At 66.7% G+C, this 19,144-nt stretch carries 19 protein-coding genes; 4 read left to right on the top strand and 15 right to left on the bottom strand.

What is annotated here, in order from left to right; translation table 11 throughout:
• Nucleotides 1–16: 16 nt before the first annotated feature.
• From FFS10_RS14650 to FFS10_RS14585, 14 genes are all read right to left on the bottom strand, one after another.
• The gene (locus tag FFS10_RS14650) at nt 17–385 is read right to left on the bottom strand and encodes a type IV pilus assembly protein FimV (RefSeq protein ID WP_137895210.1); all 369 of its coding nucleotides are present in this window, start codon (nt 383–385) and stop codon (nt 17–19) included.
• A 255-nt stretch (nt 386–640) separates the two neighbouring features.
• Complete coding sequence (gene asd / locus FFS10_RS14645) at nt 641–1,771, bottom strand: aspartate-semialdehyde dehydrogenase (protein WP_137895209.1); 1,131 nt, start codon at nt 1,769–1,771, stop codon at nt 641–643.
• A gap of 611 nt (nt 1,772–2,382) precedes the next feature.
• Complete coding sequence (leuB, locus tag FFS10_RS14640) at nt 2,383–3,453, bottom strand: 3-isopropylmalate dehydrogenase (protein WP_137895208.1); 1,071 nt, start codon at nt 3,451–3,453, stop codon at nt 2,383–2,385.
• A 26-nt stretch (nt 3,454–3,479) separates the two neighbouring features.
• Nucleotides 3,480–4,130, bottom strand: coding sequence for a 3-isopropylmalate dehydratase small subunit (gene leuD / locus FFS10_RS14635; protein WP_137895207.1), 651 nt, complete (start codon nt 4,128–4,130; stop codon nt 3,480–3,482).
• A gap of 4 nt (nt 4,131–4,134) precedes the next feature.
• The gene (locus FFS10_RS14630) at nt 4,135–4,263 is read right to left on the bottom strand and encodes an entericidin A/B family lipoprotein (RefSeq protein WP_137895206.1); all 129 of its coding nucleotides are present in this window, start codon (nt 4,261–4,263) and stop codon (nt 4,135–4,137) included.
• Between the two features lie 11 nt (nt 4,264–4,274).
• Nucleotides 4,275–5,696, bottom strand: a complete 1,422-nt coding sequence (gene leuC / locus FFS10_RS14625; RefSeq protein ID WP_137895205.1) for a 3-isopropylmalate dehydratase large subunit — start codon at nt 5,694–5,696, stop codon at nt 4,275–4,277.
• Nucleotides 5,697–5,722: 26 nt separating this feature from the next.
• Complete coding sequence (locus tag FFS10_RS14620; RefSeq protein WP_137895213.1) at nt 5,723–6,658, bottom strand: LysR family transcriptional regulator; 936 nt, start codon at nt 6,656–6,658, stop codon at nt 5,723–5,725.
• Between the two features lie 156 nt (nt 6,659–6,814).
• Entirely contained in the window at nt 6,815–8,125 is a 1,311-nt protein-coding gene (locus FFS10_RS14615) for a citrate synthase (protein WP_137895204.1), read from the bottom strand.
• Between the two features lie 66 nt (nt 8,126–8,191).
• Complete coding sequence (locus FFS10_RS14610) at nt 8,192–8,455, bottom strand: FAD assembly factor SdhE (RefSeq protein WP_137895203.1); 264 nt, start codon at nt 8,453–8,455, stop codon at nt 8,192–8,194.
• A 10-nt stretch (nt 8,456–8,465) separates the two neighbouring features.
• Nucleotides 8,466–9,170, bottom strand: coding sequence for a succinate dehydrogenase iron-sulfur subunit (locus FFS10_RS14605; protein ID WP_137895202.1), 705 nt, complete (start codon nt 9,168–9,170; stop codon nt 8,466–8,468).
• A 23-nt stretch (nt 9,171–9,193) separates the two neighbouring features.
• A complete protein-coding gene (gene sdhA / locus FFS10_RS14600) occupies nt 9,194–11,002 on the bottom strand; it encodes a succinate dehydrogenase flavoprotein subunit (protein WP_137895201.1) in 1,809 nt (602 codons plus the stop codon).
• 37 nt (nt 11,003–11,039) lie between these two features.
• Nucleotides 11,040–11,405 carry a succinate dehydrogenase, hydrophobic membrane anchor protein gene (gene sdhD, locus FFS10_RS14595; protein ID WP_137895200.1) on the bottom strand — a complete coding sequence of 122 codons (366 nt, stop codon included), beginning with the start codon at nt 11,403–11,405 and terminating at the stop codon, nt 11,040–11,042.
• A gap of 21 nt (nt 11,406–11,426) precedes the next feature.
• On the bottom strand, nt 11,427–11,858 hold the full coding sequence (gene sdhC, locus FFS10_RS14590; RefSeq protein ID WP_137895199.1) for a succinate dehydrogenase, cytochrome b556 subunit: 432 nt from the start codon (nt 11,856–11,858) through the stop codon (nt 11,427–11,429).
• 124 nt (nt 11,859–11,982) lie between these two features.
• Nucleotides 11,983–12,771: a GntR family transcriptional regulator gene (locus tag FFS10_RS14585; RefSeq protein WP_137895198.1), complete on the bottom strand. Its 789-nt coding sequence runs from the start codon at nt 12,769–12,771 to the stop codon at nt 11,983–11,985.
• 181 nt (nt 12,772–12,952) lie between these two features.
• Here FFS10_RS14585 and FFS10_RS14580 point away from each other — a divergent pair, with 181 nt between their 5' ends.
• The 4 genes from FFS10_RS14580 to acnB are packed head-to-tail and all read left to right on the top strand — an operon-like array spanning nt 12,953 to nt 18,181.
• Nucleotides 12,953–13,939, top strand: a complete 987-nt coding sequence (locus tag FFS10_RS14580) for a malate dehydrogenase (protein ID WP_137895197.1) — start codon at nt 12,953–12,955, stop codon at nt 13,937–13,939.
• An 18-nt stretch (nt 13,940–13,957) separates the two neighbouring features.
• Entirely contained in the window at nt 13,958–14,968 is a 1,011-nt protein-coding gene (locus FFS10_RS14575) for an HpcH/HpaI aldolase/citrate lyase family protein (RefSeq protein WP_137895196.1), read from the top strand.
• Entirely contained in the window at nt 14,965–15,528 is a 564-nt protein-coding gene (locus FFS10_RS14570) for a hypothetical protein (RefSeq protein ID WP_137895195.1), read from the top strand. The genes FFS10_RS14575 and FFS10_RS14570 overlap by 4 nt, the downstream gene beginning before the upstream one ends.
• A gap of 49 nt (nt 15,529–15,577) precedes the next feature.
• Nucleotides 15,578–18,181: a bifunctional aconitate hydratase 2/2-methylisocitrate dehydratase gene (gene acnB, locus FFS10_RS14565; protein WP_137895194.1), complete on the top strand. Its 2,604-nt coding sequence runs from the start codon at nt 15,578–15,580 to the stop codon at nt 18,179–18,181.
• 178 nt (nt 18,182–18,359) lie between these two features.
• Here acnB and FFS10_RS23860 read toward each other — a convergent pair whose 3' ends face one another.
• Nucleotides 18,360–18,815 carry a hypothetical protein gene (locus FFS10_RS23860; RefSeq protein ID WP_502702876.1) on the bottom strand — a complete coding sequence of 152 codons (456 nt, stop codon included), beginning with the start codon at nt 18,813–18,815 and terminating at the stop codon, nt 18,360–18,362.
• Nucleotides 18,816–19,144 lie beyond the last annotated feature (329 nt).

Below are 19,144 nucleotides of genomic sequence, written 5' to 3'. Positions count from 1 at the left end.
ACCCCGACGGGCGCCACTACCTGCGCCTGACCAGCAGCCGGCCCGAGGACCATTGGGTGCTGATCACCACGTCGAGGAAGGGCTCGAGCATGGGCCGGCTGCTGGTCAGGCGCAGGTAGTGGCGCCCGTCGGGGTGGCGCTGCAGGCTGATCTGCACGCCGGCCAGTGCCGGGTTGTAGTCCAGCCCGGCGGATTGGAAGGCCTCGGGCGAACCCAGGCCCACCTGCAGGCTGGCCGATTCCTCGGCGCTGATCTGCGGAATCTCGATCTCTGCCCGCAGCGGGTCGCCCAGGGCCGAGTGCACGATGACTCGCCCCAGGGCCAGGGCCTGGGCGTCGGGAGGGCAGGCCAGGCCGGCAAGGACCGCGGCAGTGACCAGGCCCATGGCCCGGGGTGCTCGTTTATTCCTCAATTCATGCCCCTTCCCTGCGGTGTTGGCCAGCCATTTTCTTTTCATCGTGCGCCCGTGTGCCTCGGCATAGAAAAACTGAAAATTGAAGGTAGCAGCAATGGCTTAGGCTGACAAGCTGAGACGATGCTTAACCTTCGGCCACGGCCGCGCAGGGGCCTTGCAGCCGTTCTGCATGTTGTCCGGCGACAACGGGTTGTAACTGTGTGTCACAACCCGTGTGCGTGGGGATCAGGCCTCCAGCAGGATGCGCAGCATGCGGCGCAGCGGCTCGGCCGCGCCCCACAGCAGCTGGTCGCCGATGGTGAAGGCGCCCAGGTACTCGGGGCCCATGGCCATCTTGCGGATGCGGCCGACCGGGATGGTCAGCGTGCCGGTCACGGCCACCGGGGTCAGGTCCTGCATGGTGGCCTCGCGGTTGTTGGGGACGACCTTCACCCATTGGTTGTCGGCTGCGATCATGGCCTCGATGTCGGCCACGGGCACGTCCTTCTTGAGCTTGAAGGTCAGGGCCTGGCTGTGGCAGCGCATGGCGCCGATGCGCACGCAGTAGCCGTCCACCGGCACGGCGGCGTTGGCCAAGCCCTCGCCCTGGCCAAGGATCTTGTTGGTCTCGGCCATGCCCTTCCATTCTTCGCGGCTCATGCCGTTGCCCAGGTCCTTGTCGATCCAGGGGATCAGCGAGCCGCCCAGCGGCACGCCGAAATTGGCCTTCTCGGCATCTTCCAGCGTGCGCTGCTTTTCGATGACCTTGCGGTCGATGTCGAGGATGGCGCTCATGGGGTCGGCCAGCAGGTCGCGCACCTCGTGGTTCAGCGTGCCGAACTGGGCCAGCAGCTCGCGCATGTGCTGGGCGCCGCCGCCGGAGGCGGCCTGGTAGGTCTGGGTGCTCATCCACTCGACCAGACCGGCCTTGTAGAGCGCGCCCACGCCCATCAGCATGCAGCTGACCGTGCAGTTGCCGCCGATCCAGTTCCTGCCGCCCTTGGCCAGGGCGTTCTTGATCACGGGCAGGTTGACCGGGTCGAGCACGATGACCGCGTCGTCCTTCATGCGCAGCGTGGAGGCGGCGTCGATCCAGTGGCCGTTCCAGCCGGCGGCGCGCAGCTTGGGGAACACCTCGGTGGTGTAGTCGCCGCCCTGGGCGGTGAGGATGACGTCGCAGCGCTTGAGCGCCTCGATGCTGAACGCGTCCTGCAGCCGGGATTCGTTCCTGGCCATGGACGGCGCCTGGCCGCCGGCGTTGGAGGTGGAGAAGAACACCGGCTCGATGAGGCCGAAGTCGCCTTCCGCCTGCATGCGGTGCATCAGCACGGAGCCGACCATGCCGCGCCAGCCCACCAGTCCTACGAGTTTCGTCATGTCAATGCCCTTTCAAAGTTAGAAACAGTGCCAGACCAAGCTGTTTCCCGGCTCGTCTGGCCGGGGAGGGCGCACGACGAACCAGGCTGGATCAGCCCTTAATGGTCGTGGTTTTGATGGTGATCGCGCGCACGGCCACGCCTGCCGGGGTGGCAGGCGTCATGTTCAGGGTGAACGGGCGGGCGGCAAACATGGGCTGGAATTGTAGCGGAAGTGGCCCCGCGTACTGTCTCTGGCTGCCTTCGCGTTCTTGGCAAGGGCCGGCGGCCGATCAGTCACCTTCTGCACGGTAGCCTCGATGCGGCAGGTGGCCGCTAGCGGTCCACCCTCCTCTAGAATCGCGCTTCTCCACAAGACGAGTTCCCCTCTCATGAGAGTCACCTTCGCTTCCCTCCTGCTCGCCATGGCCCTGAGCGGCTGCGCCGTGTACACGCCCTCCGGGTCGGTTGTCATCGATCCCGTGCGCGTGGGCGTACCCGGCGGGCACGGACAGTTCTGCCCCCCTGGACAAGCGAAGAAGGGCAACTGCTGAGGCGTTGGTTGGGACAGGTTCAAACAAGAAGGCAGCCCTTCGGGCTGCCTTCTTGTCTTGGGCAAGGGCCTGAGCCGGGTCAGCCCAGCGCCTTGACCACGGCATCGCCCATTTCGCGGGTGCCGACCCGGGTAGCGCCTTCCGACCAGATGTCCGCCGTGCGCAGGCCCGAGGCGAGCACCTGCTTGACCGCGGTTTCAATGCGGTCGGCGGCTTCGGGCTGGTTGAGGGAGAAGCGGAGCATCATGGCGGCGGACAGTATCGTCGCCAGCGGGTTGGCCACTCCCTTGCCCGCGATGTCGGGCGCGCTGCCGTGGCTGGGCTCGTACAGGCCCTGGCTGGCCGAATTGAGCGAGGCCGAGGGCAGCATGCCGATCGATCCCGTGAGCATGGCGGCCTCGTCCGAGAGGATGTCGCCGAACATGTTGCCGGTGACCACCACGTCGAACTTCTTGGGCGCCTTGACCAGTTGCATGGCCGCGTTGTCCACGTACATGTGCTCGAGCGCTACGTCGGGGTAGTCCTTGTGCACCTCGGTCACCACGTCCTTCCAGAACTGGAAGGTCTCGAGCACGTTGGCCTTGTCCACGCTGGTGAGCTTCTTGCCGCGCTTGCGCGCGGCCTGGAAGGCGACATGGGCGATGCGCTCGATCTCGGGCCGGCTGTAGCGCATGGTGTCGAAGGCTTCCTCGGCGCCGGGGAAATGGCCGTCCACCGCGGTGCGGCGGCCGCGCGGCTGGCCGAAGTAGATGTCGCCGGTGAGCTCGCGGATGATCAGGATGTCCAGGCCGGCGATCAGCTCGGGCTTGAGGCTGGAGGCGCCGACCAGCTGCTCGTAGCAGATGGCCGGGCGGAAGTTGGCGAACAGGCCCAGGTTCTTGCGCAGGCCCAGGATGGCCTGTTCGGGGCGCAGCGGACGGTCGAGCTTGTCGTACTTCCAGTCGCCGACGGCGCCGAACAGCACGGCGTCGGCCTCCTTGGCGAGCTTGAGCGTGGAATCGGGCAGGGGGTGGCCATGCGCCTCGTAGGCGGCTCCGCCGACCAGGGCCTGCTCCATTTCGAACTGGAGGTCCAGCACCTGGAGGACCTTGACCGCTTCGGCGACGATCTCGGTGCCTATGCCGTCACCGGGGAGAACTGCGATTTTCATGAGGGGTTCCGTTGTAGAGGGGCGGCTCAGGGCGCCATGGTGTGGGCCAGCCAGGGCTTGGTGGCCAGGCGCTCGGCTTCATAGGCCTTGATCTTGTCGGCCTGGCGCAGGGTCAGGCCGATGTCGTCGAAGCCGTTGAGCAGGCAGTACTTGCGGAAGGGCTGGACCTCGAAGGGGATCTCCTGGCCCTGGGGCTCGATGACCACCTGGCGCTCCAGGTCGACGGTCAGCTGGAAGCCGGGGAAGGCCGCCACCTCGTTGAACAGCCGGTCCACCTGGGACTCGGGCAGAACGATGGGCAGCAGGCCGTTCTTGAAGCAGTTGTTGAAGAAGATGTCGGCGAAGCTGGGCGCGATGATGGCGCGAAAGCCGTACTGGTCGATGGCCCAGGGCGCATGCTCGCGCGAGGAGCCGCAGCCGAAGTTCTTGCGCGCCAGCAGGACGGAGGCGCCGGCGTAGCGCGGCTGGTTGAGCACGAAGTCGGGGTTGGGCTTGCGGCCGGCCGGGTCCTGGCCCGGTTCGCCATGGTCGAGGTAGCGCCACTCGTCGAACAGGTTGGGGCCGAAGCCGGTCTTCTTGATCGACTTGAGGAATTGCTTGGGGATGATGGCGTCGGTGTCGACGTTCTCGCGGTCCATCGGGGCCACCAGGCCCTTGTGCACGGTGAACTTGTTCATGGCTTTATTTCTTGGCGGCGTTTTCAATGGCCGAGCCGGCGCTGCCGATGTCCTGGCCGATGCCGCGCACCGTGTTGCAGCCGGTCAGCGCGAGCAGGAAGGTGAGGGTGATCAGCGTGATGACTTTCTTCATGGTGCTTGCTTTCAGGCGAATTGACGGACATCGACGAAATGGCCGTGCACGGCGGCCGCGGCGGCCATGGCCGGGCTCACCAGGTGGGTGCGGCCACCCGCGCCCTGACGGCCCTCGAAGTTGCGGTTGCTGGTCGAGGCGCAGCGTTCGCCCGGCTCCAGCCGGTCGGCGTTCATGGCCAGGCACATCGAGCAGCCGGGCTCGCGCCACTCGAAGCCGGCGGCCTTGAAGATCTGGTCCAGGCCCTCGCGCTCGGCCTGCTCCTTGACCACGCCCGAACCGGGCACGACCATGGCCAGCTTGACGTTCCTGGCCACCTTCTGGCCCAGCTTCTTGACCACGGCGGCGGCCTCGCGCATGTCCTCGATGCGGCTGTTGGTGCAGGAGCCGATGAAGACCTTGTCGACATGGATGTCGGCGAGCGGCTTGCCGGGCGTCAGGCCCATGTAGCTCAGGGCGCGCTCCATGGCGCCGCGCTTGTTGGCGTCCTTTTCCTTGTCGGGATCGGGCACGCGCGCGTCTATGCCCAGCACCATCTCGGGCGAGGTGCCCCAGGTGACCTGAGGGAGGATCTGCGCCGCGTCCAGCTCGACCACGGTGTCGAATTTCGCATCGGTATCCGAGTGCAGGCCGCGCCAGTAGGCCACGGCCTGCTCCCACTCCACGCCGGTGGGCGAGAGCGGGCGGCCCTTGACGTACTCGATGGTCTTGTCGTCGACCGCGACCAGGCCGGCGCGCGCACCGGCCTCGATGGCCATGTTGCAGACCGTCATGCGGCCTTCCACGCTGAGGGCGCGGATCGCCGAGCCGGCGAACTCGATGGTGTAGCCGGTGCCGCCGGCCGTGCCTATCTTGCCGATGATGGCCAGCACGATGTCCTTGGCGGTCACGCCGCGGGCCAGCTGGCCTTCCACCTTGACGAGCATGTTCCTGGCCTTCTTGGCCAGCAGGGTCTGGGTGGCCAGCACATGCTCGACCTCGCTGGTGCCTATGCCGTGCGCCAGCGCGCCGAAGGCGCCGTGGGTCGAGGTGTGCGAGTCGCCGCAGACCACGGTCATGCCGGGCAGGGTTGCGCCGCTCTCGGGGCCGATCACGTGCACGATGCCCTGGCGCTTGGACAGGAAGGGGAAGTAGGCGGCCGAGCCGAACTCGCCGATGTTCTTGTCCAGCGTCGTGACCTGCTCCTTGCTGATCGGGTCGGCGATGCCGTCGTAGCCGCGTTCCCAGCCGGTGGTCGGGGTGTTGTGGTCGGCCGTGGCGACCACCGAGCTCACGCGCCAGACCTTGCGGTGCGCCTGGCGCAGGCCCTCGAAGGCCTGCGGGCTGGTGACCTCGTGCACCAGGTGGCGGTCGATGTAGAGGATGGCCGTGCCGTCCTCCTCGGTGTGGACGACATGCTCGTCCCAGATCTTGTCGTAGAGGGTGCGTCCCATGGTCTTTCCTTGGCAGATCGATGATTTTATGCGGGGGTGGTATTGGTGGCGAGGTGGTCGACCAGCAGGCGCGCCGTCACGGGCAGGCTGGAGAAGTCGCGTGCCACCAGCTGCAGCTGGCGCCGGGCCCAGTCGTCGGTCAGCGTCACGGCCTCCAGGTCGCCGACGCCGTGCATGAGCTCGAAGGCGCGCTGGGGCATGACGCCCAGGCCCAGGCCGTTGTGGATCATGCGGCACATGGCGTCCAGGCCGGTGACGTGGATGCGCAGCCTGATCGTGCGCCCTTGCTGGGCGGCGGCCTGGCGCATGGCCAGGTAGATCGAGCTGTTGGCGTGCAGGCCGACCTGGTCGTAGTCCAGGCTGGCCTCGAAGGGGATGGGGCCCTGGGCCGCCAGCGCGTGGCCGCGCGGCACGATCAGTACCAGGCGGTCCTGGCGGTAGGGGCGGGCCTGCAGATTGCCCGAGGCCGGCGTGGCTTGCGCGCTGGCGTTGCAGATGCCCAGATCGGCCGCGCCTTCCTGTACGGCGCGCACCACCTCGCTGCTCAGGTGCTCCTCGAGGTCGATCTTGACCTCGCCGTGCTGGCGGATGAAGGCGCCCAGGTCCTCGGGCAGGAACTGCACGATGGCCGAGATGCTGGCGTGCACGCGCACATGGCCGCGCACGCCGTCGGCGTACTCGCTGAGCTCGCCCTGCATCTTCTCCAGGCTGAACAGCACGCTGCGGGCGTGGTGCAGCAGGCTCTCGCCGGCCGGCGTGAGGTCCACGCCGCGCGTGTGGCGGTACAGCAACGGCGCGCCCAGCGTGGCCTCGAGGTCCGACAGCCGCTTGCTCACGGCCGAGGCGGCGATGAACTCGCGCTCGGCCGCGCGGCCTATGCTGCCGAGCTCGCAGACGGCCACGAACAGCTGCAGCGAGGTCAGGTCGATACGGCGGGCGAAGTTGCGCTCGGAGGGCTTCATCTGCATAAAAAGTCTTCTCGAATGGAGAAGACTTCGTATTTTGAGCCTTAATTCATAACTTCGCCATCGTGAAGCAAGATGGCTGTCTTCGCGCCGACCGATCAAAAAAAGCCCGCCGGCGCAGGGCGCGGGCGGGCTGGGAGGGGCGGGGTGCCGTCAGGCCTTGGCCATGGTCGGCACGTCGCGGCGCGGCGAGCCGGTGAACAGCTGGCGCGGGCGGCCGATCTTGTACTCGGGGTCGCTGATCATCTCGTTGAGCTGGGCGATCCAGCCCACGGTGCGGGCCAGCGCGAAGATGCCGGTGAACAGGTTGACCGGGATGCCGATGGCGCGCTGCACGATGCCGGAGTAGAAGTCCACGTTCGGGTAGAGCTTGCGCTGCACGAAGTAGTCGTCCTCCAGGGCGATCTTCTCGAGCTGCTTGGCCAGCGCGAACAGCGGGTCCTTCTCCAGGCCCAGCTCGGCCAGCACCTCGTTGCAGGTCTCCTGCATCAGCTTGGCGCGCGGGTCGTAGTTCTTGTACACGCGGTGGCCGAAGCCCATCAGCTTGACGCCGGAGTTCTTGTCCTTGACCTGGTTCATGAACTCGCCGACCTTGGCCACGCCGCCCATCTTCTGGATGTCTTCCAGCATGTTCAGGCAGGCCTCGTTGGCGCCGCCGTGGGCCGGGCCCCAGAGGCAGGCCACGCCGGCCGCGATGGCCGCGAACGGGTTGGTGCCAGAGGAGCCGCACAGGCGCACGGTGGAGGTGGAGGCGTTCTGCTCGTGGTCGGCGTGCAGGATGAAGATGCGGTCCAGCGCGCGCTCGAGCACCGGGTTGACCTTGTAGTCCTCGCAGGGCACGCCGAACATCATGCGCAGGAAGTTGCCGGAGTAGGACAGGTCGTTGCGCGGGTACATGTAGGGCTGGCCGATGCCGTACTTGTAGGCCATGGCGACCAGCGTGGGCATCTTGGCGATCAGGCGGATGGCCGAGATGTCGCGGTGCTGCGGGTTGTTGATGTCGGTGCTGTCGTGGTAGAAGGCCGACATCGCGCCGACCAGGCCGGTCAGCACGGCCATGGGGTGGGCGTCGCGGCGGAAGCCGCGCAGGAAGAACTGCAGCTGCTCGTTGACCATGGTATGGTTGATCACGAGCTTGTGGAAGTCGGCGCGCTGGGTCGCGTCGGGCAGGTCGCCCTTGAGCAGCAGGTAGCAGGTGTCGAGGTAGTCGCACTGCGAGGCGATCTGCTCGATCGGGTAGCCGCGGTACAGCAGCTCGCCCTTGTCGCCGTCGATGTAGGTGATGGACGACTGGCAGGAGGCCGTGGACAGGAAGCCCGGGTCGTAGGTGAACATGCCGGTCTGGGCGTAGAGCTTGCGGATGTCGATCACATCCGGGCCGATGCTGCCGTGATAGACCGGCAGGTCGACGCTGGGGCTGCCGTTGCTGAACGACAGGGTGGCTTTATTGTCAGCAAGTTTCATTTCGCGATTTCCTGAAAAGTTGACCCAACAATTCCGGCGGGATGCTGCGGAGGGCGCCCGAAGGCGTCAATTCCTGAGCATTGCCAGCACTTCACGTACTTCTTCTGTGTCGATCTCCGCCGCTGGCTCCTTGCGCCTGAGCAGCAGGTCCAGCAGGTCGTTGTCCGCCAGGTCCATCAGCACGGTGAGGCCCTGGGCATGGCCCACGGTCAGACCGCTCTCGTGGCGGGCAAAGAAGCGCTCGATGAACAGGTCGTTCTCGAGCAGGCCGCGGCGGCAGCGCCACCTGAGCTTGCTCAAGCTGCGTTCATCGAGGCGTTCTTGGTTCATGCGAGCGTCCTCAGACGGCGCGACGCACCATCAGTTCCTTGATCTTGCCGATGGCCTTGGTCGGATTCAAGCCCTTGGGGCACACGTCCACGCAGTTCATGATGGTGTGGCAGCGGAACAGGCGGTACGGGTCCTCGAGGTTGTCCAGGCGCTCGCCGGTGGCCTCGTCGCGGCTGTCGGCGATGAAGCGGTAGGCCTGCAGCAGACCGGCCGGACCGACGAACTTGTCGGGGTTCCACCAGAAGCTGGGGCAGCTGGTCGAGCAGCTGGCGCACAGGATGCACTCGTACAGGCCGTCGAGCTCCTCGCGCTCCTCGGGGGACTGCAGGCGCTCCTTCTCGGGCGGAATGTTGTCGTTGATCAGGTAGGGCTTGATCGAGTGGTACTGCTTGAAGAACTGCGTCATGTCCACGATCAGGTCGCGAATCACGGGCAGGCCGGGCAGCGGCTTGAGCACGATGGTGCCCTTGAGCGTGTTCATGTTGGTGAGGCACGCCAGGCCGTTCTTGCCGTTGATGTTCATCGCGTCGGAGCCGCACACGCCTTCGCGGCAAGAGCGGCGGAACGAGATGCTGGGGTCCTGCTCCTTGAGCTTGATCAGCGCGTCCAGCAGCATGCGCTCGTGGCCGTCGAGCTCGATCTCGATGGTCTGCATGTAGGGCTTGGCGTCCTTGTCGGGATCGTAGCGGTAGATCTGGAAAGTGCGTTTTTGCATGATGGGTTCTCTTGCGTGACGGCTCAGAAGGTGCGGACCTTGGGCGGCACCGACTCGACGGTCAGCGGCTTGAGGTTGACGGGCTTGTAGGTCAGGCTGTTGCTGGCGCTGTGCCACAGCGTGTGCTTCATCCAGTTGGCGTCGTCGCGGCCCAGCGGCGCCACCGGATCGTCGGCCGGACGCTCGTAGTCGTACACCGTGTGGGCGCCGCGGCATTCCCTGCGCGCGGCAGCCGAGACCATGGTGGCCTGCGCCACCTCGATCAGGTTCTCGACTTCCAGCGCCTCGATGCGGGCCGTGTTGAACACCTTGGAGGTGTCCTTGAGGCCGATGCCGTCCACGCGCGCGCGGATGGCGTTGATCTTGGCCACGCCCTCGTCCATGCCGGCCTGGGTGCGGAACACGCCGGCGTGCATTTGCATCGCGGCGCGGATGTCGCCCGCCACGTCCTGGGCGTATTCGCCGCTGCGCGCGGACTCCAGGCGGTTCAGGCGCTCCAGGGTGCGGTCGGCGGCGTCGGCCGGCAGCGGCTTGTGCTCCTTGTTCTTGTTGTGGAACTCGACGATGTGGTTGCCGGCCGACTTGCCGAACACCAGCAGGTCGAGCAGCGAGTTGGTGCCCAGGCGGTTGGCGCCGTGCACGCTGACGCAGGAGCATTCGCCGACGGCATAGAGGCCGTTCACCACCTCGGCGTGGCTGCCGGCGGTCTGCACCACCACCTGGCCGTTGATGTTGGTCGGGATGCCGCCCATCTGGTAGTGGATGGTTGGCACCACGGGGATGGGTTCCTTGGTGATGTCGACGTTGGCGAAGTTGACGCCGATCTCGTACACCGAGGGCAGGCGCTTGTGGATGGTCTCGGCGCCCAGGTGGTCGAGCTTGAGCAGCACGTAGTCCTTGTTCGGGCCGCAGCCGCGGCCTTCCTTGATCTCCTGGTCCATGGAGCGCGAGACGAAGTCGCGCGGCGCCAGGTCCTTGAGCGTGGGCGCGTAGCGCTCCATGAAGCGCTCGCCGTTGCTGTTGAGCAGGATCGCGCCCTCGCCGCGGCAGCCTTCGGTCAGCAGCACGCCGGCGCCGGCCACGCCGGTGGGGTGGAACTGCCAGAACTCCATGTCCTGCAGCGGGATGTCGGCGCGTGCCGCCATGCCCAGGCCGTCGCCGGTGTTGATGAAGGCGTTGGTCGAGGCGGCGAAGATGCGGCCCGCGCCGCCGGTGGCCAGCAGCACGGTCTTGGCCTGCAGGATGTGCAGGTCGCCGGTCTCCATCTCGAGCGCGGTCACGCCGACCACGTCGCCTTCGGCGTCGCGGATCAGGTCCAGCGCCATCCACTCGACGAAGAAGCTGGTCTTGGCTTCCACGTTCTTCTGGTAGAGCGTGTGCAGCATGGCGTGGCCGGTGCGGTCGGCCGCGGCGCAGGCGCGCTGCACGGGCTTCTCGCCGTAGTTGGCGGTGTGGCCGCCGAACGGGCGCTGGTAGATCGTGCCGTCCGGGTTGCGGTCGAACGGCATGCCGAAATGCTCGAGCTCGTAGACCACCTTGGGCGCTTCGCGGCACATGAATTCGATCGCGTCCTGGTCGCCGAGCCAGTCGGAGCCCTTGACGGTGTCGTAGAAATGGAAGTGCCAGTTGTCTTCCGACATATTGCCGAGCGAGGCGCCAATGCCGCCCTGGGCCGCGACGGTGTGCGAGCGGGTGGGGAACACTTTGGAGAGCACGGCCACGTTCAGGCCGGCGCGCGCCAGTTGCAGGGAGGCGCGCATGCCGGAGCCGCCGGCGCCGATGATCACGACGTCGAACTTGCGCTGGCTGATCTTGTCTTTGGTGTAGGTCATGGTGTTGTCAGTCTTGCGAAGGGAGGTGGCCTTCAGTTCACAGGCGCCACAGGACTTGAATGGCCCAACCCGCGCAGCCGACGAGCCAGACGATGGTGAAGATGTCGAGCGCCAGGCGCAGGCCCACGGGCTTGACGTAGTCCATCCAGATGTCGCGCACGCCGACCCAGGCGTGCCAGAGCAGGGCCACGATCATCGAGAAGGTCAGCACCTTCATCCACTGGGCGGCGAAGATGCCGGCCCATTTGTCGTAGCCGATCGGGCCCGCGGTGAAGATCACCTGGGCCAGCACGACCAGGGTGAACAGGGCCATCAGGCCGCCGGTCACGCGCTGGCTCAGCCAGTCGCGCAGGCCATAGTGCGCGCCCACGACGGTGCGCTTGGAGCCGTAATTCACGGACATTTGCTTTGCTCCTGCTTGAAATTAGTAGAGACCGAACAGCTTGGCGCCCAGCACCACCGTGAGGCCCAGGCTCAGGGCCAGGGTCACGACCGCGGACGACTTGCCGAATTCCTTGCTCACCGCGTGGTTCACGTCCATCCAGAGGTGGCGCAGGCCGGCGATGAAGTGCTGCAGGTAGGCCCAGATCAGGGCCAGGGCCACCAGCTTGACGAACCAGCCGGGCACGAAGCCCAGGCCGACGTTGAAGGCCGCGCTGAAGCGGGCGAACGAGATTTCCGAGGACACCGAAGTGTCGAACATCCAGATGATGAAGGGCATCAGCAGGAACATGAGCGCGCCGCTCACGCGGTGCAGGATCGACACCCAGCCGGCCGCCGGCAGGCGGTAGGTGGGCAGATCCTTCAGGGCGTTGATGTTGCGGAATTCGGGCCGCTTCCTGGCGAGATCGGTCATGTTGGAGGTCTTTCGTGGATGTAACTGCTTGGTAATTTTCGGATGAGGGCGGGGCAAATTCTATTGCAATGCAGCAAAGGGACGCCTGTTCGGCGGGCCGCAGGCGCTGCGGGGCACGACGAGGTCAGCTGAGCGCATTGCGGTAGTGGTGGCTGTCGGTGCGGTACAGGCCGCGGCGCAGTTCCATCGGCACGTCGTTGTAGGTGTAGGCGACGCGCTCCACGCTCAAAAGGGGCGTGGTGGGCGTCACCGCCAGCAGGCGGCTTTGCGTGGCGTCGGGCAGCACGGCGCGGATCTTCTCCTCGGCACGCACCATGCGCACGCCGAACTCGGTCTCGAACAGCGCGTACATGGGGCCGTGGTAGTCGGCCAGGCGCTCGGCCGTGAGGCCCTTGAACGGGCCGCCGGGCAGCCACATGTCGTCCAGGATGGTCGGCACGCCGGCGAAGGACAGCACGCGCCGCACCTGGAGCACCGGGTCGCCGGTACGCAGCGCCAGCGCGCGCGCCACATCGGCCGAGGCGCGCAGGCGCTTGCAGTCGACGATGTCGCGCTGGGCCGGGCCTTCGCTGTTGACGTCGCCGTTGTCCGGCACCAGCTTGAGGAAGCGGTACTGCACATGGTGCTCGGCATGGGTGGCGACGAAGGTGCCCTTGCCCTGGCGGCGCACCAGCAGGTTCTCTGCGGCCAGCTCGTCGATCGCCTTGCGCACCGTGCCCTGGCTGACGCGAAAGCGCGCCGCCAGCTCGATCTCGCTAGGGATGGTCTCGCCGGGCTTCCACTCGCCGGCCTCCAGGCTCTGCAGGATCAGCCCCTTGATCTGCTGGTACAGCGGGCTGAAGGCCGGCGTGGGCACCGTGGGATCGGTGCCGCCGGGCAGGTTTTCAGCGGCGGAGGGCGGGGTCTGGGACATGGTGGGGCAGTCCGGCGTAAAAACCGGAAACAAAGCGAATCATATCTTATATAAGACATAAGACAAATTGACGGTTCAGGGTTTTCGCGAGTAAACTTCTGCGCTGTCTTTCAGGCGCGAGCGTCTGTGCGCGCAGGGCCTGCCCGCGACACCCGTTTTCCCAACTTCTGGAGTTCTCACCATGAGCAAAAAGCCCGTCCGTGTTGCCGTCACCGGCGCCGCTGGCCAAATCGGTTACGCCTTGCTGTTCCGCATCGCCTCCGGCGAGATGCTGGGCAAGGACCAGCCCGTCATCCTGCAGTTGCTCGAAATCCCCGACGAGAAGGCCCAGAAGGCGCTCAAGGGCGTGATCATGGAGCTCGAGGACTGCGCCTTCCCGCTGCTGGCCGGCGTGATTCCCGCCGGCGACCCCATGGTGGCCTTCAAGGACGCCGACTATGCCCTGCTCGTGGGTGCCCGTCCGCGCGGCCCCGGCATGGAGCGCGCCGACCTGCTGGCCGCCAACGCCCAGATCTTCACGGCCCAGGGCAAGGCGCTGAACGCCGTCGCCAGCCGCAACGTCAAGGTGCTGGTGGTCGGCAACCCCGCCAACACCAACGCCTACATCGCCATGAAGAGCGCGCCGGACCTGCCGCGCAAGAACTTCACCGCCATGCTGCGCCTGGACCACAACCGCGCGCTGTCGCAGATCGCCGCCAAGACCGGCACCGCCGTGGGCGACATCGAGAAGCTGACCGTGTGGGGCAACCACTCGCCGACCATGTACGCCGACTACCGCTTCGCCACCGTAAACGGCAAGAACGTCAAGGACCTGATCAACGACCAGGTCTGGAACGCCGACGTGTTCCTGCCCACCGTGGGCAAGCGCGGCGCCGCCATCATCGACGCGCGCGGCCTGTCCTCGGCCGCCTCGGCCGCCAACGCCGCGATCGACCACATGCGCGACTGGGCGCTCGGCACCCAGGGCAAGTGGGTCACCATGGGCATCCCGTCGGACGGACACTACGGCATCCCCAAGGACGTGATGTTCGGCTTCCCCGTCACCACCGAGAACGGCGAGTACAAGCTCGTCGAGGGCCTGCCGATCGACGCGTTCAGCCAGCAGTGCATCGACAAGACCCTGGCCGAGCTGCAGGGCGAGCAGGACGGCGTCAAGCACCTGCTGTAACCGCCTGGTAACCGCCGCATGACGCATCCGCGCGAGATCCTGCTGGGGGCCCAAGCCAGCGCGGGCCTGATCCCGGTCTGCGACCACTACAGCGGGGTCGAGGCGCGCATGCGCAAGAGCCTGCAGCTGCAGGCCGAGATGACCGAGGAGTTCGGCGCCTGCATGTTCGACGTCACGCTGGACTGCGAGGACGGCGCGCCGGTCGGCGGCGAGGCCGAGCACGCGGCGCTGGTGGTGGCGCTGGCCACGCTGGCGCCCGACAAGGCCCGCGTCGCGGTGCGCGTGCACCCGGTCGACCATCCGGCCTTCGAGCAGGACATCGCGACCATCGCCGGCAACGTCGGGCACAAGCTCAGCCACATCATGGTGCCCAAGGTGGAGTCGGTCGACGACGTGCTGCGCGCCGAGAACGCGCTCAAGGCCGCCGCTGCCGACCATCTGCCGCTGCACGTGCTGATCGAGTCGCCCGCCGCGGTGCACCGCGCCTTCGAGATCGCGGCCCACCCGCGCGTGCAGTCGCTGAGCTTCGGCCTGATGGACTTCGTCTCGGCCCATGGCGGCGCCATCCCGTCGGACGGCATGTCCTCGGCCGGGCAGTTCAGCCATCCGCTGGTGGTGCGCGCCAAGCTCGAGATCGCCTCGGCCTGCCACGCCCACGGCAAGGTGCCCTCGCACTGCGTGGTGACCGAGTTCAACGACACCGCCGCCATGCAGGCCGCGGCCTCGCGCGCCGCGCGCGAGTTCGGCTACACGCGCATGTGGAGCATCCACCCGGCGCAGATCCGCCCCATCCTCGAAGCCATGGCGCCCAGCGCCAAGGAAGTCGAAACGGCGTCGAAGATCATCGTCGCCGCCGAGCGCGCCGACTGGGCGCCGATCTCGTTCCAGGGCCAGCTGCACGACCGCGCCAGCTACCGCTATTTCTGGCAGGTGCTGGAGCGCGCCCACCAGACCGGCCGCGCCCTGCCCGACGAGGCGCAGGCGTATTTCCAGCCCCCACCCTTTCCCGCCGAACGGAGTCCCTCATGAAGACCCTGATCGTCTCAGCCCTGCTGCTGGTGCTGCCGGCGCTGTCGCTGGCCCAGACCGCCGACAAGCCCGCCGGCAAGGCCGCGGCAGCCCCCAAGGCCAAGTCCGCCGCGCCGGCCAAGCAGACATCGAGCCGCCAGCAGCTCAAGACCGCCACCAACCAGGTCGCCGCCGGCATCGTGGCGGCCGAGGCCGCGCTGACCCCGGCCGAACTCGAGATCGCCGAGCGCGTGCATGTCGGCCAGCTGCCCTGCGAGCTCGGCGCCTCCGTCACCGTGGAGGGCGACGCCAAGTCGCCCGGCTACTTCAACCTGCACGGCAAGGGCTTCCGCTACCGCATGCACCCGGTGGCCACCAGCACCGGCGCGATCCGCCTCGAGGACCCGAAGGCCGGCGCCGTCTGGCTGCAGTTGGCCAACAAGTCCATGCTGATGGACCAGAAGCAGGGCCGGCGCCTGGCCGACGAATGCCAGAGCCCGGCCCAGGTGACCGTGGCCGAGGCCCTCAAGAAGAACCCGGCGCCCAGCCTGATCGACACCCCGGCCGGCGCGCGCCCCTGAGCCGGCAGACACCATCCCCCACGATTACCGATTGACAGGAGAAGAAGACATGTTGCAAGCCTACCGGGCCCATGTGGCCGAACGCGCCGCGCTCGGCATTCCCCCGCTGCCGCTGTCGGCCCAGCAGACCGCCGAGCTGATCGAGCTGATCAAGGCCCCGCCCGCCGGCGAGGACGCCTTCCTGCTGGACCTGCTGACGCACCGCGTGCCCCCGGGCGTGGACGATGCGGCCAAGGTCAAGGCCAGCTTCCTGGCCGCCGTGGCCCACGGTGATTTCGCCGTCGGCCTGATCTCCCGCTCCAAGGCCACCGAGCTGCTGGGCACCATGGTGGGCGGCTACAACGTCAAGCCGCTGATCGACCTGCTGGACGACCAGGAAGTGGCCGCCGTGGCCGCCGCGGGCCTGAAGAAGACCCTGCTGATGTTCGACTTCTTCCACGACGTGGCCGAGAAGGCCAAGGCCGGCAACGCCCACGCCAAGGAAGTCGTCCAGAGCTGGGCCGACGCCGAGTGGTTCACCTCACGCCCCGAGGTCGCGCAGTCGACCACCGTCACCGTGTTCAAGGTGCCCGGTGAAACCAACACCGACGACCTCTCGCCCGCACCCGACGCCTGGAGCCGCCCGGACATCCCGCTGCACTACCTGGCGATGCTGAAGAACACCCGCGAAGGCGCGGCCTTCAAGCCCGAGGAAGATGGCAAGCGCGGCCCCATGCAGTTCATCGAAGAGCTGAAGAACAAGGGCCACCTGGTGGCCTACGTGGGCGACGTGGTGGGCACCGGCTCCAGCCGCAAGAGCGCCACCAACAGCATCATCTGGGGCTTCGGCGAAGACATCCCCTTCGTGCCCAACAAGCGCTTCGGCGGCATCACCCTGGGCGGCAAGATCGCACCGATCTTCTTCAACACCCAGGAAGACTCCGGCGCGCTGCCGATCGAAGTCGACGTGTCCAAGCTCGAGATGGGCGACGTGGTCGAGGTGCGCCCCTACGAGGGCAAGATTGTCAAGAACGGCGCGACCGTGGCCGAGTTCCAGCTCAAGAGCGAGGTGCTGTTCGATGAAGTGCGCGCCGGCGGCCGCATCAACCTGATCATCGGCCGCAGCCTGACGGCCAAGGCGCGCGAGTTCCTGGGCCTGCCCGCCAGCACCGTGTTCCGCCTGCCCACGGCTCCCGTCGCCACGAAGGCCGGCTTCACCCTGGCGCAGAAGATGGTCGGCCGCGCCTGCGGCCTGCCGGTCGTCGACGGCAACCAGCAGGGCATCCGCCCGGGCACCTACTGCGAGCCCAAGATGACCACCGTGGGCAGCCAGGACACCACCGGCCCCATGACCCGCGACGAGCTCAAGGACCTGGCCTGCCTGGGCTTCTCGGCCGACATGGTGATGCAGTCCTTCTGCCACACCGCCGCCTACCCCAAGCCGGTGGACGTGAAGACCCACCGCGAGCTGCCCGCCTTCATCAGCAACCGCGGCGGCGTGGCCCTGCGCCCCGGCGATGGCGTGATCCACAGCTGGCTGAACCGCCTGCTGCTGCCCGACACCGTGGGCACCGGCGGCGACAGCCACACGCGCTTCCCGATCGGCATCAGCTTCCCGGCGGGTTCCGGCCTGGTGGCCTTTGGCGCCGCCACCGGCGTCATGCCGCTGGACATGCCCGAGTCGATCCTGGTGCGCTTCAAGGGCCAGATGCAGCCCGGCATCACGCTGCGCGACCTGGTGCACGCGATCCCGCTGTACGCCATCAAGCAAGGCCTGTTGACCGTGGCCAAGCAGGGCAAGAAGAACGAGTTCTCCGGCCGCATCCTGGAGATCGAGGGCCTGCCCGACCTCAAGGTCGAGCAAGCCTTCGAGCTCAGCGATGCCTCCGCCGAGCGCTCGGCCGCCGGCTGCACGGTCAAGCTCAACCCCGAGCCGATCAAGGAATACCTCACCAGCAACATCGTGCTGATGAAGAACATGATCGCCGACGGCTACGCCGACAAGCGCGCGCTGGAGCGCCGCATCAAGGCCGTCGAGGCCTGGCTGGCCAAGCCCGAGCTGCTGGAAGCCGACCAGGACGCCGAATACGCCGCCGTGATCGAGATCGACCTGGCCGACATCAAGGAGCCCATCCTCTGCTGCCCGAACGACCCCGATGACGCCAAGCCGCTGTCGGCCGTGCAGAACACCAAGATCGACGAGGTCTTCATCGGCTCGTGCATGACCAACATCGGCCACTTCCGTGCAGCCTCCAAGCTGCTCGAAGGCAAGCGCGACATCCCGGTCAAGCTCTGGGTGGCCCCACCCACCAAGATGGACGCCGCCGAGCTGACCAAGGAAGGCCACTACGGCGTGTTCGGCGCCGCCGGCGCCCGCACCGAGATGCCCGGCTGCAGCCTGTGCATGGGCAACCAGGCCCAGGTGCGCGAAGGCGCCACCGTGGTGTCCACCAGCACCCGCAACTTCCCCAACCGCCTGGGAAAGAACACCAACGTGTTCCTGGCCTCGGCCGAACTGGCGTCCATCGCCTCCAAGCTCGGCCGCATCCCGACGGTGGAGGAGTACCACGCGGACATGGGCGTCATCAACAAGGACGCCGACAAGGTCTACCGCTACATGAACTTCGACCAGATCGAGGAGTACGCGCAGACGGCCAAGGAAGTGGTGGTCTGAGCGGGGGGCTTGCTCAACTGGAAAAGCGGCCTTCGGGCAAGACCCTCTGAAAACGTGTTGAGAAAATTGGGCTAACCTGATTGCTTGCAGACCCCTCTTCGTAGGGGTTTGTCAATTCTGGGGTAAGCGTCCGGTCATCCCATCCTTCAGCTTGCTGGGCCCCAGGCACCCGAGCGGCCTATTGGGTGGATAGCCACCATCCTTGCCCGACGTACCAGGCAGAGCCATCTGGAACAGAGTCCCTGTGCAGGGATCGAATCTGCCTGAACGCATCACTCCCCATCGCGGCGGCCAGCGACTCCGAGGCTGCGTCATCTCGGGCGCCGATGCATGGTATGAACGCCACTCGCGTGATTCCACTAGCTGCATACGAGCCAGTCCCTGTGCGGGTGACCTTGAGCATCACCCCGAAGCCCTCGTTTGGCGTTAGCGGGAAGATCAGCCGACCGCCGACGTTTAGTGCATCCAGCCACGCCGCGGGCGGATGCGTTGCGCCTTCGTTCACGTAGATCACGTCACACATCGGCAAGTGAACGCCGTTTGCCGAGGCAGCCCGTACCTGCACATTCGGCAGATGTCGCAGGTTGCTTTCGGCACGCTCGGCGATGTCCGGCTCCACCTCATAAGCCAACACCTGGCCCGCGGCGCCGACAAGTGTTGCGAGTACAGCTGTGTAGTACCCGTGCCCGCGCCAACGTGGACCGCGGTCTCGCCCTCCTGAGGCGCTGCTGCGGCGATGCACTTGGCGTGCAGGGTCGGCTGACCATTGTTGATGCCCCGTTCGGTGTCCAAGCCGACGAGAATGTCGTGATAGATCGTGCGAGGATCGTCGTCCACCGTTGAGATGTATCCAGACCCCACGAATATGGGCCACGGGCCTGGCCCTACGTAGGCCTCACGATGGACCGAAGCAAAAGCTGCGATCAGGCGCTCGTCGGTAGAGCCGGCGCTACGGACGATGAA

This window comes from Ramlibacter sp. 2FC, assembly GCF_005503345.1.
GTDB lineage: Bacteria > Pseudomonadota > Gammaproteobacteria > Burkholderiales > Burkholderiaceae_C > SCMQ01.
The sequence above is the reverse complement of the archived record's forward strand: the minus strand, read 5'-3'. Positions and strand labels throughout refer to the sequence as shown.

Bases quoted from the DNA above. Each gene is read 5' to 3' on its own strand.
- FFS10_RS14650 (WP_137895210.1), bottom strand. From the start codon at position 385: ATGGGCCTGGTCACTGCCGCGGTCCTTGCCGGCCTGGCCTGCCCTCCC.
- asd (WP_137895209.1), bottom strand. From the start codon at position 1,771: ATGACGAAACTCGTAGGACTGGTGGGCTGGCGCGGCATGGTCGGCTCC.
- leuB (WP_137895208.1), bottom strand. From the start codon at position 3,453: ATGAAAATCGCAGTTCTCCCCGGTGACGGCATAGGCACCGAGATCGTC.
- leuD (WP_137895207.1), bottom strand. From the start codon at position 4,130: ATGAACAAGTTCACCGTGCACAAGGGCCTGGTGGCCCCGATGGACCGC.
- FFS10_RS14630 (WP_137895206.1), bottom strand. From the start codon at position 4,263: ATGAAGAAAGTCATCACGCTGATCACCCTCACCTTCCTGCTCGCGCTG.
- leuC (WP_137895205.1), bottom strand. From the start codon at position 5,696: ATGGGACGCACCCTCTACGACAAGATCTGGGACGAGCATGTCGTCCAC.
- FFS10_RS14620 (WP_137895213.1), bottom strand. From the start codon at position 6,658: ATGAAGCCCTCCGAGCGCAACTTCGCCCGCCGTATCGACCTGACCTCG.
- FFS10_RS14615 (WP_137895204.1), bottom strand. From the start codon at position 8,125: ATGAAACTTGCTGACAATAAAGCCACCCTGTCGTTCAGCAACGGCAGC.
- FFS10_RS14610 (WP_137895203.1), bottom strand. From the start codon at position 8,455: ATGAACCAAGAACGCCTCGATGAACGCAGCTTGAGCAAGCTCAGGTGG.
- FFS10_RS14605 (WP_137895202.1), bottom strand. From the start codon at position 9,170: ATGCAAAAACGCACTTTCCAGATCTACCGCTACGATCCCGACAAGGAC.
- sdhA (WP_137895201.1), bottom strand. From the start codon at position 11,002: ATGACCTACACCAAAGACAAGATCAGCCAGCGCAAGTTCGACGTCGTG.
- sdhD (WP_137895200.1), bottom strand. From the start codon at position 11,405: ATGTCCGTGAATTACGGCTCCAAGCGCACCGTCGTGGGCGCGCACTAT.
- sdhC (WP_137895199.1), bottom strand. From the start codon at position 11,858: ATGACCGATCTCGCCAGGAAGCGGCCCGAATTCCGCAACATCAACGCC.
- FFS10_RS14585 (WP_137895198.1), bottom strand. From the start codon at position 12,771: ATGTCCCAGACCCCGCCCTCCGCCGCTGAAAACCTGCCCGGCGGCACC.
- FFS10_RS14580 (WP_137895197.1), top strand. From the start codon at position 12,953: ATGAGCAAAAAGCCCGTCCGTGTTGCCGTCACCGGCGCCGCTGGCCAA.
- FFS10_RS14575 (WP_137895196.1), top strand. From the start codon at position 13,958: ATGACGCATCCGCGCGAGATCCTGCTGGGGGCCCAAGCCAGCGCGGGC.
- FFS10_RS14570 (WP_137895195.1), top strand. From the start codon at position 14,965: ATGAAGACCCTGATCGTCTCAGCCCTGCTGCTGGTGCTGCCGGCGCTG.
- acnB (WP_137895194.1), top strand. From the start codon at position 15,578: ATGTTGCAAGCCTACCGGGCCCATGTGGCCGAACGCGCCGCGCTCGGC.